This window comes from Sporolactobacillus terrae, from assembly GCF_019930545.1.
Classification (GTDB): domain Bacteria; phylum Bacillota; class Bacilli; order Bacillales; family Sporolactobacillaceae; genus Sporolactobacillus; species Sporolactobacillus terrae.
The window spans coordinates 3185391-3204601 of sequence record NZ_CP082837.1 but is presented as its reverse complement, the minus strand read 5'-3'; the positions used below and the strand labels follow the sequence as shown (position 1 = coordinate 3204601).

The 19211-nt window shown below is 47.8% G+C and carries 16 protein-coding genes and 1 pseudogene; 6 read left to right on the top strand and 11 right to left on the bottom strand.

Annotated features, from left to right (window positions below; genetic code table 11):
* Window positions 1-92: 92 nt before the first annotated feature.
* Window positions 93-1550 carry an IS1182 family transposase gene (locus K7399_RS15430; protein ID WP_028977206.1) on the top strand — a complete coding sequence of 486 codons (1458 nt, stop codon included), beginning with the start codon at window positions 93-95 and terminating at the stop codon, window positions 1548-1550.
* 57 nt (window positions 1551-1607) lie between these two features.
* Window positions 1608-2423 (top strand): ferrochelatase, encoded by an 816-nt coding sequence (gene hemH, locus K7399_RS15425; RefSeq protein ID WP_223362368.1) that lies wholly within the window; start codon window positions 1608-1610, stop codon window positions 2421-2423.
* A 318-nt stretch (window positions 2424-2741) separates the two neighbouring features.
* On the opposite strand, the gene K7399_RS15420 is transcribed toward hemH, so the two are convergent.
* Window positions 2742-3107 (bottom strand): hypothetical protein, encoded by a 366-nt coding sequence (locus tag K7399_RS15420; RefSeq protein ID WP_128166023.1) that lies wholly within the window; start codon window positions 3105-3107, stop codon window positions 2742-2744.
* A 308-nt stretch (window positions 3108-3415) separates the two neighbouring features.
* Between K7399_RS15420 and K7399_RS15415 the strand changes: the two genes are divergently transcribed.
* Window positions 3416-4414, top strand: a complete 999-nt coding sequence (locus K7399_RS15415; RefSeq protein WP_128166022.1) for an IS30 family transposase — start codon at window positions 3416-3418, stop codon at window positions 4412-4414.
* Window positions 4415-4484: 70 nt separating this feature from the next.
* Here the strand turns inward: K7399_RS15415 and K7399_RS15410 are convergent, their stop codons facing one another.
* Both K7399_RS15410 and K7399_RS15405 read right to left on the bottom strand, forming a co-directional pair.
* Window positions 4485-5318, bottom strand: coding sequence for an aldo/keto reductase (locus K7399_RS15410; protein WP_128166021.1), 834 nt, complete (start codon window positions 5316-5318; stop codon window positions 4485-4487).
* Between the two features lie 135 nt (window positions 5319-5453).
* On the bottom strand, window positions 5454-5864 hold the full coding sequence (locus tag K7399_RS15405) for a DUF1801 domain-containing protein (protein WP_037563621.1): 411 nt from the start codon (window positions 5862-5864) through the stop codon (window positions 5454-5456).
* A 213-nt stretch (window positions 5865-6077) separates the two neighbouring features.
* On the opposite strand from K7399_RS15405, the gene K7399_RS15400 reads away from it, so the two are divergent.
* Window positions 6078-9011, top strand: a complete 2934-nt coding sequence (locus K7399_RS15400; protein ID WP_128166020.1) for an insulinase family protein — start codon at window positions 6078-6080, stop codon at window positions 9009-9011.
* 143 nt (window positions 9012-9154) lie between these two features.
* Here the strand turns inward: K7399_RS15400 and K7399_RS15395 are convergent, their stop codons facing one another.
* The 6 genes from K7399_RS15395 to K7399_RS15370 form a co-directional block, all read right to left on the bottom strand.
* Window positions 9155-10714, bottom strand: coding sequence for a glycoside hydrolase family 32 protein (locus K7399_RS15395; protein WP_128166019.1), 1560 nt, complete (start codon window positions 10712-10714; stop codon window positions 9155-9157).
* Between the two features lie 99 nt (window positions 10715-10813).
* Entirely contained in the window at window positions 10814-12265 is a 1452-nt protein-coding gene (locus K7399_RS15390; RefSeq protein WP_010027213.1) for a glycoside hydrolase family 68 protein, read from the bottom strand.
* A 700-nt stretch (window positions 12266-12965) separates the two neighbouring features.
* On the bottom strand, window positions 12966-13856 hold the full coding sequence (htpX, locus tag K7399_RS15385) for a zinc metalloprotease HtpX (RefSeq protein WP_128166018.1): 891 nt from the start codon (window positions 13854-13856) through the stop codon (window positions 12966-12968).
* A 12-nt stretch (window positions 13857-13868) separates the two neighbouring features.
* A complete protein-coding gene (locus tag K7399_RS15380) occupies window positions 13869-14414 on the bottom strand; it encodes a LemA family protein (RefSeq protein WP_028977276.1) in 546 nt (181 codons plus the stop codon).
* A 51-nt stretch (window positions 14415-14465) separates the two neighbouring features.
* A complete protein-coding gene (locus K7399_RS15375; RefSeq protein ID WP_164875455.1) occupies window positions 14466-14624 on the bottom strand; it encodes a hypothetical protein in 159 nt (52 codons plus the stop codon).
* Window positions 14625-14699: 75 nt separating this feature from the next.
* The gene (locus tag K7399_RS15370) at window positions 14700-15476 is read right to left on the bottom strand and encodes a tyrosine-protein phosphatase (protein ID WP_128166017.1); all 777 of its coding nucleotides are present in this window, start codon (window positions 15474-15476) and stop codon (window positions 14700-14702) included.
* A gap of 363 nt (window positions 15477-15839) precedes the next feature.
* Here K7399_RS15370 and bla point away from each other — a divergent pair.
* A pseudogene (bla, locus tag K7399_RS15365) lies at window positions 15840-16751 on the top strand (class A beta-lactamase).
* 159 nt (window positions 16752-16910) lie between these two features.
* Here bla and K7399_RS15360 read toward each other — a convergent pair.
* Together K7399_RS15360 and K7399_RS15355 are read right to left on the bottom strand one after the other, a co-directional pair.
* Window positions 16911-17543: an NUDIX hydrolase N-terminal domain-containing protein gene (locus tag K7399_RS15360; RefSeq protein WP_128166016.1), complete on the bottom strand. Its 633-nt coding sequence runs from the start codon at window positions 17541-17543 to the stop codon at window positions 16911-16913.
* A 7-nt stretch (window positions 17544-17550) separates the two neighbouring features.
* A complete protein-coding gene (locus K7399_RS15355) occupies window positions 17551-18336 on the bottom strand; it encodes a glucose-1-dehydrogenase (protein WP_128166015.1) in 786 nt (261 codons plus the stop codon).
* A gap of 168 nt (window positions 18337-18504) precedes the next feature.
* Between K7399_RS15355 and K7399_RS15350 the strand changes: the two genes are divergently transcribed.
* Window positions 18505-19188 (top strand): NAD(P)H-dependent oxidoreductase, encoded by a 684-nt coding sequence (locus K7399_RS15350; RefSeq protein WP_028982625.1) that lies wholly within the window; start codon window positions 18505-18507, stop codon window positions 19186-19188.
* Window positions 19189-19211 lie beyond the last annotated feature (23 nt).

The window sequence follows — 19211 nt, the reverse complement described above, 5'->3', positions numbered from 1 at the left end:
ATTCATTGGGCCGTTGAATGTTTGATTCATCAAACATTCAACGGCCCTTTTCCTTTATAATGGAGCTATCAACGTATATAGGTGGTAACTCAATGCTCTCAAATCAAGAAACACTCAACCTTAGCCCTTATGCAGCACTCTACGATCTTGTTGTCCCAAAAGATAATATGCTTCGTCAAATCAATGAACTCGTGGACTTTTCATTCATTTATGATGAATTGAAAACAAAATATTGTCTTGATAATGGGCGTAAAGCGATCTCTCCAATTCGAATGTTCAAATATTTATTATTAAAGACGATTCATGATTTATCAGATAACGATTTAGTCGAGCGTTCTAAATATGACCTGTCGTTTAAATATTTCCTCAACATGGCCCCTGAGGAGGACGTCATTGATTCAAGTTCGTTAACGCATTTTCGTAGGCAACGTCTTCAGGACGTTAAATTGTTAGATCTGCTTATTGGGAAAACCGTTGAGATTGCGCTTGAAAAAGGAATTATTAAAAGTAAAACGCTTATTGTTGATGCCACCCATACAAAAGCGCGTTATAACCAAAAATCACCGATCGAATTTCTACGAGAGAAATCTAAAAATGTTCGCAAAGCCGTCTATCAATTGGATGCATCCATGAAACCAAAATTTCCAGAAAAGAATACATCTAATGAAATCAACGAGGAATTAGATTACTGTCATCAACTCATTTCCACCCTTGAAACCGAACCGCAAATCACCGCGCTGCCTGCGGTTAAAGAAAAGTTAAATGTCCTCAAAGAGAGTGTCGAAGATTTTAAGGAACATATGAACCCTTCGAATGATCCCGATGCTCGGATCGGACATAAAACAAAAGATTCTTCTTTTTTTGGTTATAAAACACATCTGGCGATGAGCGATGAACGTATTATTACAGCGGCCGTCATTACGACAGGCGAAAAGAGCGATGGAAACTATCTGGAGCCTTTAATCGAAAAAAGTAAGGAGTCAGGGATGACCATTGATACGGTCATTGGCGATACGGCTTACTCAGAAAAAGATAATATTACCTATACAAAAACAAATCATATAGCTTTGGTTTCAAAATTACACCCTGTGGTATCACAAGGCACGCGCAAAAAAGCATTTGAGTTTAATAAAGATGCGGGTATGTTTGTCTGCCCGGCAGGGCATATGGCTTTTAAAAAGAAATACGATGGAAGACAAGGAACGAAAAAGGTCAATCCGCGTGTAAGATATATGTTCGATGTAACGAAATGCCAAGTATGTTCCATGCGTGAGGGGTGTTATCAGGAAGGATCAAAAACGAAGTCTTATTACGTTACGATTAAATCCACAGAACATAAAGAACAGAAAGCATTTCAAAATACGGAACAATTTAAATCACTGGCAAAAACGCGTTATAAAATAGAAGCGAAGAACAGTGAGTTAAAAAACAGACACGGGTATGATACAGCATCATCTGCGGGTCTGTTTGGAATGGAGATTCAAGGAGCGACCACGATCTTCGCAGTCAATCTCAAGCGGATTCTGAAGATCCTCAACGAAAAAAGATAAAAAAAAAGGGAAAAAGGACCACTTTTCGTCAAAACGCAGACGAAAAGTGGTCCTTTTTTGCGCCAACCAGAATTCTCAGATCAAAAAATCGACAGTTTTTCAGCGGCTTCCCTTCATGCCCGCAGGCAACAAGCGGCGCTGCAAGAACGGCTATCGGAAACCGGGATCGATGTCGTACTGGCGATGAGCTATGGGCGCCCTGGTTTAGGCGACATTTTGGATCAGCTGCATCGGCAAAAGGTCCGTCGCCTACTTGTGCTGCCGCTCTATCCGCAGTATTCGTCGACAACGGTTGGTTCTGTTTGGGATGGTGTGCAGCGGTCACTTACCGGATGGCGCGATGTACCGGAGCTGCTATTTATTCGCGACTACCCGGTACATCCCGATTACATCGCCGCCTTGGTAGCGCGTGTTCGGCACTATGTTGCCAACCACGGCAAGCCTGACCGTCTGCTCCTCTCCTATCATGGCATTCCGGTGCGCTATGCCGAAGCTGGCGACGACTACCCGGAGCGCTGCCGTTTGACAACGGAACAGTTGAAGCGCCGGCTGCCGGATTTGGCGATCACGCAAGCGTTTCAGTCCAAGTTTGGTCGTGAGGAATGGCTGACGCCGGCAACGATTGATACCGTGCGTCAGCTGGGGCGACAAGGCGTGCGCCACGTTGCCGTCATTGCTCCGGGTTTTAGTGCGGACTGTTTGGAAACCTTGCAAGAACTCAAGCAGGAAAACGCCCGCGCTTTCTATGAAGCCGGCGGACAGCAGTTCGACTATATTCCGGCCGTCAATGACCATCCGTTTTTTATCGATTGTCTGGAAGATCTGGTGAGGCAAAGGCTGCGAATGCCTGTCAAAATAAAGAGCAACTGTTAGTTAGCTTCGCTAAACTTTCGGAGAAGGCGAGACCTTAGTCGCGCTTACACAAAATTGCACTAAACCTTTTATCCTTATTTATGTTAAAAAAGATCAAGAAGTCGACGGTCATCCGCCCAAGGGTGATCCAACCGCAATGCCGAATTGGCGATAAAGAGTATAATTGAAACCTTGAGATAGGTATAAAAATGGCCGGAACCTTTGCGCGGCACCGGCATTTTTGACTTTATTTGACTTTGGAGTTGAGTCACCGCTGCCGGTGGATGTGTTTTGAGGAATTCTTTGACGCGGTTGATCTTTACCTATTGCTGCAGCAGCTTACGATGATCTTGCTTTCTTTTTCAGCGCGCGAATGGAGACATCATGTTCGCCGAGCATTTCAAAAATTGCTGCTTGATTTTCGATCATTTTGTCTATGGATTGCTGATTGTGATCGACTTTCTCATCGATATTTTTCACGTCGCCATGCAGCTTATCGACATCACTGCTCAGCGCCGTCAGTTTCGCATCCGACACCTCTTGTCGATCATAAACCGCTTTAAGAATACGGCTGGTTTCATCGAGCTGTGTCTGCATCAGATCCTGCTTTTCTTCCATATGATCCATGCGCATCTCCATGTTACCCATGCGGTCGTCCATACTTGTCAGTTTATCGAGAATTAACTCGAGTACTTTTTCACTCATGTATTCACCTCCTTTCATCTCGTTTGATCAGTCATGATGCCTGTTCATTTTTGTAAGTCTAGTATAACAAAGGATTTCTCGATTCTTTTAAAATGTGTGAAAAAAATTTGTCAATTTGCCTCAGACCCACTGCTTCAACTTGACCACATGCGTCCAATGTGATTGGTACTGATTTATCGAGTACTTTGATTCTTTATCTCTTGAATTTACACTTTAAGTGCAACACTTAGAAAATTAAAAGGACCCATCGCTGAGTCTTCCTGTACAATAGAATTGCGACAAACTATTGAAGACAGGGGACGTAAACGATGAGCCACTATCACCATCTTAATCCATATGAACGAGAAATCATACTTAAAAATGCTGTTTTGGGTCGCCCCATTCGTTCGATTGCCACCCAATTAGGAAGACCTCCATCCACAATCAGTCGTGAATTGAAACGAAATCAACAGGGTGATGGTACATACTCGTCCGTACAGGCCGAGGAAAAGTACCATGCACGACGCGAAGAATGTTGCCGCCAACCTCTACTGGCTAATCCGGAACTTCACGACTTGATTCAGCGGCTTATTCTTGATCACCAGTGGTCTCCCGAACAGATCGATCAGCGGCTTAAACAGGATCATTCTCCTTGGAAGATCAGTTATACGACCATCTATCGTGGGATTGAAGCGCATCTTTTGGATGAGCCTAATCATCAACCTGGGCAACGTGGGATTGCTCGTCGCCTGCGACACCGAGGAAAATCACGCCACGGCAAAGGTTATGAAGAACGTCGTGGCAAAATCAACTACAGTCATTCCATTGATGAACGACCGCCTGAGGCTAATGAACGTCGCGTCATTGGCCACTGGGAAGCAGATACGGTCGTTGGAAAAATCGGATCCGAATGTCTGGTAACCCTTGTTGATCGAAAGACACGCTTACTCATTGCCGCAAAGGCCGCGAAGAAAACCGCTAAATGCGTGAAAGAGAAATTAATTGAACTGTTCTCCCCATTGCCTCGACATCAGCGGCTGACCGTAACTCCCGATCGTGGCAAAGAATTTGCTTGGTATGACCAAGTCGCTAAGGCATGCGGCATGACTTTTTATTTTCCCAATCCACACGCGCCTTGGCAGCGAGGAAGTAACGAAAACACTAATGGACTACTAAGAGAATATTTCCCTAAAGGACATGACTTTCGCCAGGACAGCGATGCGTCCATCGCACATGCTGTGAACGAATTAAATCACCGACCTCGCAAATGTTTGGGCTGGAAGACTCCTTTTGAGTTCTTTTATAATCAGGCGTTGCACTTAGTTTGACAATTCAAGCTATAAAAAACGCGGGAGGAAAAGAATCCTCTCGCGTTTTTCGTTGTTTCTGTCTCATTCATTAGAAATCAAAATTATCCGGGTCAGCGCCGGTGCGGTGGTCTTGGTTCAGGGCGTTGATTGCTGCCATGTCTGCCTCGGTCAGTTCGAAGTCGAAGATCGCAAAGTTTTCTTTGATGCGGTCTTCGTTGACGGACTTCGGAATGGCGATGACCCCGCCTTGGATATGCCATCTGAGGATGACTTGTGCGGCGGATTTTCCGTATTTCTCTGCGATCGCACCGATCGTTTTATCTTGAAGCAGCTCGCCGACCATCAACGGTGCCCAAGCTTCAAGACGGATGCCGTGCGCCTCGCTGAAGTCTTTGAGCGGTTGCTGAGTCAGGCGTGGATGGCGTTCAACTTGATTGACAACCGGCACGACCTCAGCGCCGTCTAGCAGATCTTCGAGATGATGGATCTGGAAGTTGCTGACGCCGATCGCACGGACTTTTCCTTCCTTATAGAGATGTTCCATAGCGCGCCATGTTTCCTTGTACCTTCCTTCAACCGGCCAGTGAATCAGATAAAGATCCAGGTAGTCAAGACCGAGCCGGTCGAGGCTGTCCTGGTATGCCTTTAGGGTTGATGCGTAGCCTTGATCCGCGTTCCATACTTTTGAGGTGATGAACAGGTCTTCGCGTTTTAAGCCGGTTTCTTTGCATGCGGCTTTAATCCCTTCGCCAACGCCTTGTTCATTTTGATAAATCGCAGCCGTGTCGATCAATCGATAGCCTGCGCGTATTGCGGCTTGTACCGATTGAGCCGCAACCGCTTGGTCTTCCACCCGGAATACGCCGAGTCCTTCAAGCGGCATCTCGACATCATTATTTAATGTAACCGTGGTCTGTGTCATCGATCATCCTCCTCTGATACATGCTTTACTCAGTGTAACGGATGTCGCCTTTGACGAACAGTACGCACCTTATTGTGCGGTAGTTACCAAAAAGTTCCCTTGCTTATGTTTTCATGATTCGCGCTCGATTAGTGCTCATTCCCTCGGCCGATCCATTTTTTTGGCAAACGCAACAGACGTGCGGATCATTTCCTGCAGGACATCGCAGTTGATGTCGGCGAGCTTGTTCACATAGATGCAGGCTTTGCCACGTGTATGTTTTCCAAAATCAGCAGCGAATTTTTCGTATGCTTCATCGGTCATCATAAGGTACAAGCTGATCTTCGCTTTGCGCGGCGAAAATCCGGTCAGTGGTGCGTCTCCTTCGTGTCCGGAAGCATATTTGTAGTGATACGATCCAAAGCCGATGATGCTTGGTCCCCACATTTTCGCTTGAACACCGACGGTTTCTGTAAACAACTCAAGCAGCTTGTAGGCATCCGCCTTTTTACGCGGATGTTCCACGTGTTCAATAAATGCAATGACGCTGTTTTCATTTTCTTTCATTTTTGCCTCATCAGCCAATTCGGCTCACCTCAACTCGTTTGTCGTATGAAAATGTGTCTTTCTGTACATTTTAAACAAAGATGCTCGCCTGCAAAAGCTTCAGTTTGTCACAGGCATTTTTTTCTAGTTCGTATTGTATAATAAAACTATTGTCTTTTTGCGCTCAGCATAATGAGCTTGGGGACGAAACAGGTTAAAACGGGAGGTTATTTAATGGAAGCACTCACTCAAAACAAGGTTGTCCATGGTTTTCGTCTGCTCCACAAGGACAGCATTCAGGACATTCACTCTGATGCGTATGTGTTCGAGCACGAGAAAAGCGGCGCACGGTTATTGTTTTTGAAAAATGACGATGACAATAAGGTTTTCTCGATCAGTTTCCGTACGCCTCCGGAAAATAACACCGGCGTTTTTCACATTCTTGAGCACTCGGTTCTGTGCGGATCGGATAAATATCCGGTAAAAGAACCGTTCGTTGAGCTGCTCAAAGGTTCGCTCAATACCTTTTTGAATGCATTCACGTTCAGCGATAAAACGATGTATCCGGTCGCTAGTAAAAATGACAAAGATTTTAAAAATCTGATGGACGTCTATCTCGATGCCGTTTTTCATCCGAACATTTATAAATACAAGGAAATCCTGCAGCAGGAAGGCTGGCATTACGAGCTGGAAAATGCCGACGATCCGCTCCATTACAAAGGCGTTGTCTACAACGAAATGAAGGGCGCCTTCTCTTCGCCGGAGGGGTTGCTGATGCGCGCCAACCAGAGTTCACTGTTCCCGGATACAGCCTATGGATTCGAGTCGGGCGGTGATCCGCTCTACATTCCCGAGCTGACCTACGCGTACTTTGTCGACTGCCATAAAAAGTATTACAGCCCGGCCAACAGCTACATCTTTTTATACGGTAATCTTGATCTTGAAGAAAAGCTTGCCTTTCTCGATAAGGAATACCTCAGTACGTATGAGCGAATTGACGTGGATTCATCGATTGCTGTTCAGCAACCGATCGGCAAAATCAATGAAACGATCAAGGAGTATCCGGTTCTGCCTGACTCCGACTTGAAGGACAAAACCTACCTGAGCATGAACTTCGCGGTTTCTGAATCGACGAACCCGGAAACCTATCTGGCCTTCGACATTCTCGACTATATTCTGCTTGATAGTCCGGCAGCGCCGCTCAAAAAAGCGATTCTCGATGCCGGCATCGGTCAGGATGTGTTCGGTGCCTACGACAACAGCATCCGCCAGCCGTTTTTCTCCATTAATGTAAAAAATGCGAATGAAGATCAAAAAGAAGCCTTTAAAAAAGTCGTCTTCGACACGCTGCACCAATACGTAAAAGATGGTCTCGATAAAAAACAGATCGAAGCGGCGATCAACGTCAAAGAGTTCCAGCTACGCGAGGCCGATTATGGCTCGATGCCGAAAGGGCTCATCTACAGCATCATGGCTATGGACAGCTGGCTCTACGATGAAGACCCATTCATGCACCTAAAATTCGAAGACACCTTGACAAAAATCAAGCAGGCATTAACAAGCAACTATTTCGAAACGTTGATCGATCAGTACTTGCTGCGCAGCAATCACCAGACCTTTGTCACCATCGCCCCATCGAAAACGATCGCGGACAAAGAAGCGAAGCTGGTGGAGAAGAAGCTTGCCGATGTCAAAGAAAATCTGAGCGCGGACGGCGTCAAACAGATTATTGAAGAAACGGCTAAACTAAAGGAACGCCAGTCTAGCGCCGACAAGCCGGAAGACTTGCGCAAAATTCCGATGCTGTCGCTTTCGGATATTGACCGCAAAGCAGAAGAACTGCCGATTGAGGAAGTGGCGATTGATGGCGTCAAAACGCTCAAACACGAACTGGAGACCAATAAAATTGCCTACGTGAACCTGTACTTTGATGCATCGAACGTACCTGCCGATCAGATCTCAACCTTGACGCTGCTTCAGGAAATTCTGGGCAAGGTCGATACGGAAAACTACAAATACGCAGACCTAGTCAGCGAGATCAACATTCAGAGCGGTGGCATCGACTTCGACAACCAAACGTTTGGCGACAAGGCCGATGATGATGCCTATGCGCCGAAATTCTCGGTGAAGACCAAAGTACTGACGGAAAAACTGGCACAAGCATTTGGTTTGATTCACGAGATCATCTACCATACCAAGTTTGACAATGGTGCGCGTATTCGTGAAATTGTCAAAGAAATCAAGTCGCGAATTGAAATGTCGTTCAACCAAAATGGTCAGTCGGTGGTTGTTCGCCGGCTCGGCTCCTATTTCTCGCAGGCAGCCGCTTATGGCGAGAGGCTGCGCGGACTTGATTTTTACCGTTTCATTACCGATCTGGACAAGAACTGGGACGCCCGCTTCAGTGAGTTCTCGCAAAGCTTGGCATCACTCGCCCAGCTGCTGTTCAATAAAGCGGGGCTGGTTATAAGCGTCACCGGCGACAGCTCCATTTTCAGTGCCGTTGAAAAAGCGTTCCCAGTGCTCGACTTGCAGGAACAAGCGGCGGCTCCGGAACGCAGCGCGCAGAAGCTACCGGAACCCGAAGCCAAAAACGAAGGCTTGATGACCTCAAGCAAAGTCCAATATGCTGCCAAAGGTGCAAACTTCAAAGCGCTCGGCTATGACTACAGCGGCAAACTGCAAGTGCTGAAAAAAATCTTGTCACTGGACTATCTGTGGAATCAGGTGCGCGTCATGGGTGGTGCCTACGGCTGCGGGCTTGCGCTTGAGTCGGCCGGTAACATGGTATTCTGGTCCTACCGCGATCCGAACTTGCAGGAAACACTAGCCGTTTACGATCAAGCAGCAGCCTTTGCTGAGTCCTTCGATGCCGATGATTTCGAAATGACCAAATACATCATCGGTACACTTTCGGATTTGGAGACACCGCAGACGCCGCGAGCCAAAGGCAGCCTTGCAGACGCGCAGTACTTCAAAAAGATTACACAAGCCGATATTCAAGAAACACGCGACAATGTGCTTGATACGAACCAAAGCGACATCCAAGCCTTTGGCAAACTGCTTAAAGCAGTCACCGATCAAGGACTCGTCTGCGTGCTCGGCAGTGAAACAAAAATCAAAGAAAACCAAGCCTTGTTCAAAGAATGCGTCAATGTCTTTGACTGAATAAAAAAGAGGTGAAAAGAGCAGTCCCATTTCAACGGGCTGCTCTTTTTTCGCGTCGATTCGCATTTTGCTTTAACTTCTCGGGTTTTCGCTTTAACTTTTGGCTTTTCGCTTTAACTCGCGGCGGTCCTTGCTGCGTTTTTTCATTGGATCGGTTTGAATTGTTCGATCTTGAAATGGCTGAAGACGGCGGTTCCTCCTTCTGCGTACAGGCTGATGCCTTGATCAGTGAGCGGTGGAAATGCTTCGTTGGTCAGGACGGTGCGCCCGTCGCCGGTGAAGACTTCAATGCTCGTTTTGTCGACGAGTATTTTTAGATGGATTTTCTTTGCTTTCGGCGAAATGGGCGCGCGGCTTTCAACGCTCTGTTTTTTGTCATCCGGATGGTTTGTGAAGCGGCGATTGACGTAGAGGGCATGGTCTTCTGTGAGAATGCCGACGTCGATATGCCGTTTCTTATTGCTTGATTCGCGCAGTCGTAAGCCAATGTTGCGTGCATCCGTCCAAGAGATATCGGTCTCAATCTGATAGGCGGTACCGCTTGCGCCCAGCGATTTGTTTCCGTTCACGCGGATGGTTCTCGGTTGCTGCGTCGCTGTTGTCCGTTCATTGAGCGCGCCAATCGGTTTCGAGATGAGGCTGTGCTGTTGCCCATGTTTCGCTAAGTGAATCGTGCGTACAATGGAGTTAACGCCATTGAAATCCTCGTCCATGGTTGGCGTGGCGTTCGGATAATCCCAGTTGTTCATCCAGGCAATTGCATAGCGAGAATCTAGACGGTGCGTCGGATTCTCGTTTTCGAAGGTAACAGCGGCATACCAATCGAAGCCATAATCGAGCCATTGCGGCGCTGCCTGATCGGACGTAAATTGTTCACCATCAAAATTGCCGACCCAGTAAGCATAGGTGTTCGGTTGGCCCGACGCTCGTCCATTGGCGCTCGCACCGAGTACCCATTTAACTGTACCATCGGCGGCGCGCAGCTGAAACAGATCCGGGCATTCAATCAGACCGATGTTCTCTGACGTAAACCCGCTCGTATAGCGCCAATCCTTCAAATTTTCCGATTCATAGAAACCGATTTTCGCTCCTTCGGCAAGCAGCAACACCCATTTTTTGTGGGCGGTATCCCAAATGACCTTTGGATCACGGAAGTCCTTGACCCCAGGATTGGGCAGAACCGGCTGTTCGTGATCCTGTTTAAAGGTCTTGCCGCCATCGGTGCTGTACCAGAGAAATTGTTCCTGGCTGCGGCCATCGGGCGGTTGCGTCACGATCGCGACAAGTGCATTTTTCCCAAATCCTGCCGTATTCTGCGAATCACGCACAACCGAGCCAGTCCAAATGTCGCCATTTTTGTTCGTGTATTTCGGTATTGCAACGCCCTTGTCCGTCCAGTGAACCAGATCTTTTGACGTTGCTTGGCGCCACTCTGTTCCGTTCCCTTTCGGGTAATCACGGTTGTACAAATAATAATAATGAAAAGTTCCATCAAAATAGAGCGGCCGCTGTGGATCATTCATCCATTTGTCCGGTACGGAAAAGTGATACACGGGACGATAGGAATGCTCCTCTGTCTCAACGGTCGGCTTCTTTTCCGGTTGCAGCGGCGCGAGGACTTGTAGGATGACCAGCACGAGCAGCAAACCGATCATGACCAGCGCGCCTGCAATGATGAGCCGTCGGGTTCTTAAATTTTTCATATATAATGCTCCTTATGGCTTTCTATTCTCGTCTATTTTTCCCGAAAACAAAAAAAATGTCACCGATAGGCGACATTTTTCAAAATCTATTCCGTTTAATCAGTCAATCGTGAGCTGTCCTTGATCAAGCGTACTGTCAGGAACGACCGAGCTGCGTGATCCTTGCAACTTCACGAGGAAGCTTGGTGCAAACGTTGAGTGTTGATCGTCAAATGTACCGCGGTTGGTCATATAGCTCGTAATCACTACGTTGTTGCCGCGCTTTTGCGGTACGGCAAAGTGCGAGTAATTCCAAGTGATGTCATCGGTATCCAAGTCCATGTGGAGCACTAGACCGCTGCCATTCATTGGACGATAGGTTCCGGTCAGCGAGTTGGACACGTAACCGAGCATGTAGATATCTTTGTCTCCGATTCCGTCAATCGTCATTTTCGCGCCGCGTGAATCGGTAAACAGATACCATTTGCCATTCTTTTTAAAGAGGTTCGCCCTCTCGATTTCATCGGTGACCGTATTCGATGTAATCAATGGTTTCATGACTTTTTTCAGCGTGTAATCGTTATTCAGCTCAATGATGCCCAAGGCCCCATTGGCCAGCGATGCCAGATTCTTTTTCGGGCTTTCGAGCAGTGCTTTTCGCTCTTTTTGGAAATATCGGAGCCCGCCGCCGTAGTAGGCCCGGTTGTCCAGCTGGTTGTCTCCCTGATAGCCGACCTTCGTCCCGGTATTTGCTTCAAAGACAAGGTATTTGTGCCCTTTATCTTCTACGTAATGTGGATCACGCAGCGTATGGTTATCCGCGCCCTTGTCACCGGCCACGAATTGATCAACGGTTTGATAATATTTGCCGTCGCCATCAAAAATTGATTTCAAATCTTCGATGCCGTCAACCTTTAAGGTCGTTGCATCAGGCTGTGACAGATTGATCTGCGCAGTCGTTAAGGTTTGTTTTCCGTAGAGTTTCTTGCCTTCGTCCCATGGATGACGGTTTGTGTAAAACAAACGCACTTTGCCGTCCGAGGTCAGCGTTGCCGATCCCGACCATTCCTCTGCCTGATTCTTCAAGATTTCATCATTCGTTTTCAAGTGATCATCCGCTTGGAAAACGCGACCTGCGTTCTTCCAGCTGTCAATCGATGTGTCGCCTTTCTTTTGGTAAAAAAGGTAAATGAATGTGTCGCTGCCGACTTTCGGATCACCAGCGAGTGCAAAGACAATGTTATAGCCTTTATAGTTGGCTACCGTGCCGTCCGCGTTCTGCAGCGGCCAGCTGTCCCAAACATCCAAATCGATTTCGTTTCCATCTTTATCCTTGCCAACTGCCGATGGTAAATTTTCAATCGTTGATTCATCAAATTGCGGAACTTCGAAGCGTTCGTTCCCCTGCTGATCGGGAATTTTACTCATATCATAGCGTGTAATATGGGAAACGCCATAAGTCTGGTTCTTCCCAAAAGCATCAATTGGTTTCGCGGATACATTGCCTGCACCTACAATCAAAAAGGTTGCGGTAAGCAGTCCTGCAATAAGCTTCTTTGGCTGTTTTCTCACGGTATTCTTCTCTCCTCCGACAATTTTGGATTCATCGTTTCATAAACGTTGCCCTATTCACTTTTTCTCTGTTGTGCGCACAGGATAAGACCAATTGTCAACCGGTTGTCAATCAATCGATGACTGGGCACCTCTAGAATACGGTGAAGCCAGCTGTCTGTCAATTCACCAAGATATGTCGGTAAGCGTTTCCCAAACTAGACCTTATTAAGCCTTTAGTCCCTCTTTAGATGACTGATGTAACAAACTATGCAATCTTTTGTTTTTGCCCCGTTCAAGTCGATATGCAAATTAATCTGTCCTAGTCCATAACGGACTTGGATTTTCAAGCGCGCAACGCAACGAATGGACAGTACTTTTGAACCATTCGTAAAATTTCAATGATCGTTACACAAACGCAACAAAAACGGGTCTATAGCCCCCAATTCATTCCAGAAAAATTTACATTACATTTTATTATCAACCGCATTTTGTCAACCGATTGACAATTGAATCATCCTTAATCGATAGGACCGTTCACTAGCATTCATCTCCATCTATGTGTAATGGGCTTTCGTCTTTTCGGTGCTGAATCCCGCAAACGCCGGAGCATCTGCGCGTTGATGCACGGTTTTTTTGCATGTCCAAAAATCACATCCTGTCTTTACCTGCAAAAAAAGTTCCTCGCACAACGTTCTGTACGAGGGATTTTTCATTATGATTACATGGCCCTGAGCCGTTCAATCCGGCTTTCGATCGGTGGATGCGTTGCGAACCAGTTCGTTTTTTTCTTGTTTTTGCCGAATGGATTGGAGATGTACATTGAGGCCGTCGCGTCCTTGACCCGTTTCATTTCTTTGTCGTCGCTGCTGATTTTGGTAAGCGCGTTGATGAGTCCTTGCGGATCGCGGGTTAGTTCAACTGCTGAGGCATCTGCCAAATATTCGCGATTTCGCGAGACGGCGAGCTGGACAAATTGTGCGACGAGCGGCGCGAGAATGATCAGGACCAGCGCGATGATCATGAAAATTGGATTTGATTTTTCACCGTTGCGCTTGTTGCTGCGCCCGCCGCCCCAGAAAAACATGCGCTGCCCGATGTCGGCAACAACAACAATTACACCGACAAGTGCAATGCAAAGAGTCATCAAACGGATGTCATAATTGCGAATATGAGAAAATTCGTGTGCAGCGACTGCGGCGATTTCCTCTCGGTTCAGTCGTTCGAGCAAGCCGCTGGTGAACGCAATCACGCTTGACTCCGGTTTCATTCCGGTCGCAAACGCATTGGGCGACGGATCGTTGACAATATAGATTTTCGGCATCGGCACATTCGCGGCCAGCGCCAGTTCCTCGACAACATTGAACAGCATCGGGTTGTCCTTTTTCTCAATCGGATGCGCACCGGCCATGCTGAGCACTTGCGCACGCGCACTGGCAAAGGTGATCGGCACGTAAAAAGCAAGCACAACCGCTGCAATGATTGGCCCGGAGAACAGATCTCCGTTCAGAAAATAGCCGACCGCCCAGCCGATCGCCAGAACAAGTACGCAGAAAAAGGTGAGCAAAACAAGTGTTTTCCGCTTATTTTGTTGTATTTGCTGATAGAGCATACGCAGCCTCCGTTAGAACGTAACCTTAGGCACGTCGCGTTCGGCTTCCGGAATCGAGAGCAGTTCTTCTCTTTGGAAGTTGAACAGTTTTGCAATAATGTTCGACGGGAACGATTCACGCTTAATGTTGTAGTCTTTAACCGTTTTGTTGTACAGCTGGCGTGAATAAGCAACTTTGTTCTCAGTCGTCGCCAGTTCTTCCTGCAGGCTGAGAAAATTCTGGTTGGCTTTCAAATCCGGATAGGATTCCGCAAGCGCAAAGATTGACTTCAACGCGCCTTCAAGCTGATTATCCGCTTCAATCCGCTGCTGCGGCGTCCCGCTGACCAGGCCGTTGCGTGCCGCAATGACTTGATTGAGCGTTTCTTTTTCATGTTTGGCGTAGCCTTTGACCGTTTCGACAAGGTTGGGGATCAGGTCATGGCGCCGTTTCAGCTGGACATCAATCTGGCTGAATGATTCCTGTACCCAGTTGCGCAGCTTGACCAAACCGTTGTATTGCGCAATAAAATAGATCACAATAATCGCAATGATCGCAATAATAATCCAAGTTGCCATCTTTTTTCTCCTCTTTAAATCATTTTCTTAAGTATAGCATTGGAACGCCGCTTATAATTGATTCATCATAAAATTCCCATAAGCGATGCGCACAAAAAATGTACTGAAGTGGCAATACGCTTCGATTGGCCGTGCCGACGGGCGAATGCCCTGACCGCGGCTCAAGCCTTTTGCCGCGGGTTCGCTGATTTGTAAACGTCCCGCCGGCATGATTGATCGCCTGGAAGTGAATTTTGCTACTCTGCATTTAAAAACAGCAGCTTCTCAAAGCCGCTGTTCCAACCTTTATTCGAGGCAGTATGCTTGAAGGCGCCGGCGATCCGCGCGGGTAATTCCGAACTCTGTTTCCAAGTACTTGCCGAACTTGCCATAGCTGCTGAAGATCGCGCCAATCGCTGCGTCCAGATATTCTTCATGAACGAGGAAGCCCTCCTCGAACCGCTTCAGCTGCGGCCCGCTCACGTAGCGTGCAGCATCCGCGAATGTTTCCTCGTGGTAGCGAGTAAGCGTTTGATTCGAGAGCAAATAATCATCCATAATTGTCTCAAAGGAGACACCGAGCGTACGCAGCAGCAGCATGGCGCCGACCCCGGTGCGATCACGGCCGCCGGCACAGTGATGCAGTACCGGCAGATTTTCCTCCGGGTTCTTGAACAACTGCATCAGCCGGTGGTACGATTTGTTGTGCACCGGCATTTCTCGATAGACTTGCGCAAATTTTTCTCGTGTAAACGTTTTATAAAAAGTCGCCGGATCCCATTCCTCGCGCGCCGTCGTTTTGTCCTCGCCGTTAACCGCAATCCGCTCATGGCGCTCGCTGCCGATTTGCGGATCCGGCCGCACATCTGCTTCTGCTTTATCACGATAGTCGTAAATGACTTTGAGATTCAGATCCTGAATATGTTTTTTATCTTGCTCGGTACTATCTGTTAAATCGGCCGACCGGAAGAGCAGACCGCGTTTCACTTTCCGACCATCCCGCGTTTTGATTCCGCCCATATCACGGAAATTATAGACGCCTTTTAAAGGCAGTACACGTTCCATTAATCCGTTTATTTCCATCGGATCCCCTCTTTCCATCCACTTTTTTTCTGTTTTCATTTATCATATCATAGTTTATAAGCGGAATTATTTCGTGTATGCAAACGAATCGTAAACATTTTCGGGACCGTTCACGCAGCGGAGATTCGCTTTCGCTTTTTGCGATTTCGCTTTAACCTCGCGGATCAGTCGATCGCTTACGGTGCCGATCACAAAATCACGACTCTATAGGCGCAACCTGGTGAATTTTCTGGAGGAAGTGATGCGTTGAAATAAAGCGATTTACTAGACAAATCGTCAACACTAACCACCTTAGCCATCTTATTCTCATTGAACAACACACTGTGATTTTTAGGATTATAAAATCCGAAAAAAGTGACCCTTTTGAAAAGGACAAGGTTGTTAACAATAGGGATTTGTACGGGCCTGCTAACTTTAAGTCGTATAGGCGCTAAACCCTTCACGGGCAGATCAGTGCAGGTGGAAGCAAAAAAAATAGCGCAGCGAACAAACCGTCCGACTGATCAAGCGTTCGTTCAACTTGAGAAAAAGTTCGACGCCCGGATTGGCGTTTATGCTTTCGATAGCGGTACACAACGGACAGTCGCTTATCGACCGGATGACCGGTTCGCCTATGCCTCTACCTATAAGGCCCTAGCTGCAGGAGCCGTGCTGCAACAAAGCTCGATTCACCAATTAAATGAAGTCATCCTGTTTAGCAAAGATGACTTAGTCACGTATTCTCCAATCGCTGAAAATCGCGTGAATAGCGGCATGACCCTTGGTGAAATTTGCGAGGCTGCCATTCGCTACAGCGCTAACACTGCGGGCAACCTTTTACTTAAGAAACTAGGCGGTCCTAATGGATTTGAAAAAACACTCAATAAGATCGGCGACAATGTTACGAAGGCGAACCGCTTTGAGACAGATTTGAATGAAGCGATTCCCGGAGACCTCCGTGACACAAGCACGGCAAGCGCACTTGCTACCGATCTTAAAGCTTTCTCGGTTGGCAAGGCACCGCCAACTCATAAACGTAAAATGCTCGCCGATTGGATGCGTGGAAACACTACTGGAGACCAACTCATTCGTGCCGGCGTGCCAAAAGGCTGAGCGGTCGCTGATAAGTCCGGAGCCGGCGGTTATGGAACGCGAAACGACCTTGCCATCGTTTGGCCACCGAAAAGATTGCCCATTATCCTTGCAATTCTGTCCGGCCGTGATACAAAAGATGCCCCCTATCATAACGAACTTATTGCGGAGGCTGCGAAGCTCACAATCAGCACCCTTAAGTGAGTGTAGCGATTGGAATACTAAAAATAACGGATTCAAGCGTCTAGAGTGACGGTTAATCAAACTTATTCTGAACCAACAAAGGTCCTTCAAACCATTATTGCGCGATTGGCAGTGAGATCGTCAAGAGCAGAAACAAAGGTAAATAATAAGGACCGCGCGTTAGTCAAACACGGCGGTCCAATTTGGATCGTGATATGCGGCGAAGCACATCTGAATTTGTTCCTTTGTATTTTTTTCTTCGGCGAGCGGTGGCAGCTCGTCCAGTGCGAAGCAGCGGCTCTCGGTCGTTTCGCTGTTTGCTTGGAATTGTCCGCCGATTCGTCTGCATTGGACGAAAACTTTGCATACCCCGTATGCGTAGCGCGGTCGGTTGTGCGCATTGCGGTCGTGAATAGCAATGATCCGCATCGGTTCAACCTCCAGCCCTGCCTCTTCTTTTACTTCTTTTTTCGTATTGGATTTAATCGATTGATCAACATCGACCCAACCGCCGGGCAGCGACCAGACGCCGTTGTTTTCTTTGACGAGCACTATTTTTTCATCTTGAAAAATGGCGGCTCGCGTATCGAGCTTCGGCGTCTGATAGCCGGTTTCGTTGCAGAACAAATCGCTGACCTTATCAAGTGACATACCGCTTTTCGCGGCAAGCATTTCCGCGGCGATTTCGCGAATGCGGGTGAACCGCTCCTGATCAAAACGGTCCTTTGAGTAAGCGAGCCCTGCTTGTGCAAGCGACTGAAGCTCAATCGCCCAGTCCAGCCAAGGCTTATAAAGCGCTTCTTTTTGCTCCATGTATGGCTCAGCCCTTTCCCTCTTCGAATTCGGAATAAAGTGACATGCCGCCGTCGACGAAAAGGGTTGTCCCGGTGACATAGCTCGATTCGCTTGACGCCAGCCATGCAGCGGCTGCAGCCACTTCTTCCGGCTTCCCAATGGAGTTGATCGGAATCATCTCCAACGTACTCTGTCTCTGCTGCGGATCAGCGAATTTTTCCGCATTAATCGGCGTTTCAATCGCGCCCGGGGCAATACTGTTGACGCGAATGCCGCGTTTTGCATACTCCAAAGCAATCGTTTCGCTAAACAGCTTGACCCCGCCCTTGCTCGCCGCATAGTGGGCAAACGTCGGCCACGGGATCCGCTCATGAACCGAAGACATGTTAATGATGTTCCCTTTCTTCTGATGCTTTAGAAAATGGTTGATCGCCGCCCGCGCACCGAGAAAAACACCGGTTAGGTTGACGTTGATCACCTGCTCCCATTCTTTGAGGCTCATCTCATGCGTGGGGACGCGATTCTCCATGCCGGCGTTATTGACCCAGACGTCCAGACCGCCGAAATGCTGTTCAGCCGCATCAAGAAGTGCCTGAATCCCTTGCTCGCTACCGACATCTGCTTGAATCGCAACCGCGTCGCCGCCGGCTTTTTTCAATTCTTCAGCGGTTTGTTCCGCCTGCTCACGGTCGCTGTGGTAATTGATCACAACGGCCATTTTTTCTTCAGCCAGTCGGCGCGAGATCGCGTTTCCGATCCCCTTTGAGCCGCCGGTCACGACCGCTACTTTTCCTGCCAGATCTGAATACATCGAAAAACCTCCGATAATACGTCTTCTTTTTATTGTGAAAAAGAAATGGCTCAATTGCAAGTCATCCGCAAAGGTCTAACCGTTCGCTCAAGCCTTCTCACTCATTTTTCCCGCCAAACTGATTTATAATAACCGTTGGAAACACGATTGAAGAAAGAGGGATTGTTCATGGAAACCACAAGAAACAAAGCGCAAATCAAAGCGCAGATTTTGTCCGCGTTTCACTTCCGCCATGCCTGCAAGGCGTTCGATTCGACCAAGAAAATCAGTGATGACGATTTTCGCTTCATTCTGGAAACCGCGCGACTGTCGCCGAGTTCATTTGGCCTTGAGCCGTGGAAATTCGTCGTTGTACAAACTAAGGATCTGCGGGAAAAACTCGCCCCAGAAGCATGGGGCGCAACCGAAAAACTGAAAACAGCCAGCCATTTCGTCCTCGTTCTGTCGCGTCTGAAATCGGGACTTGCAGCAAACGCGCCGCATGTTCAGCACATGATCCGTGAGGTACAGCAGTGTCCGCCGGATATTGCCAAGATGATGACCGGCGCGATCGATAATTTTCAAAAGGTTGATTTTGATCTTGCAAGCAATGATCGTGTCTTCTTCGAATGGGGCTGCCGGCAATGCTACCTTGCCCTCGCCAACATGATGACCGCGGCTGCTGAAATCGGCATCGACTCCTGCCCAATTGAAGGATTTAATAAAGAAAAAGTTGAAAAAGTGCTAAAAGATGAAGGGATCATCAAAGGCGGCGACTTCGGCATCGCCTGCATGGCGGCGTTCGGCTACCGCGCCAAAGCGCCGCGGCCGAAAACGCGCCAACCGATCGAAGACATCGTCGACTGGCGTTAAGGAAGTGGATCCCCCTTGAAAAG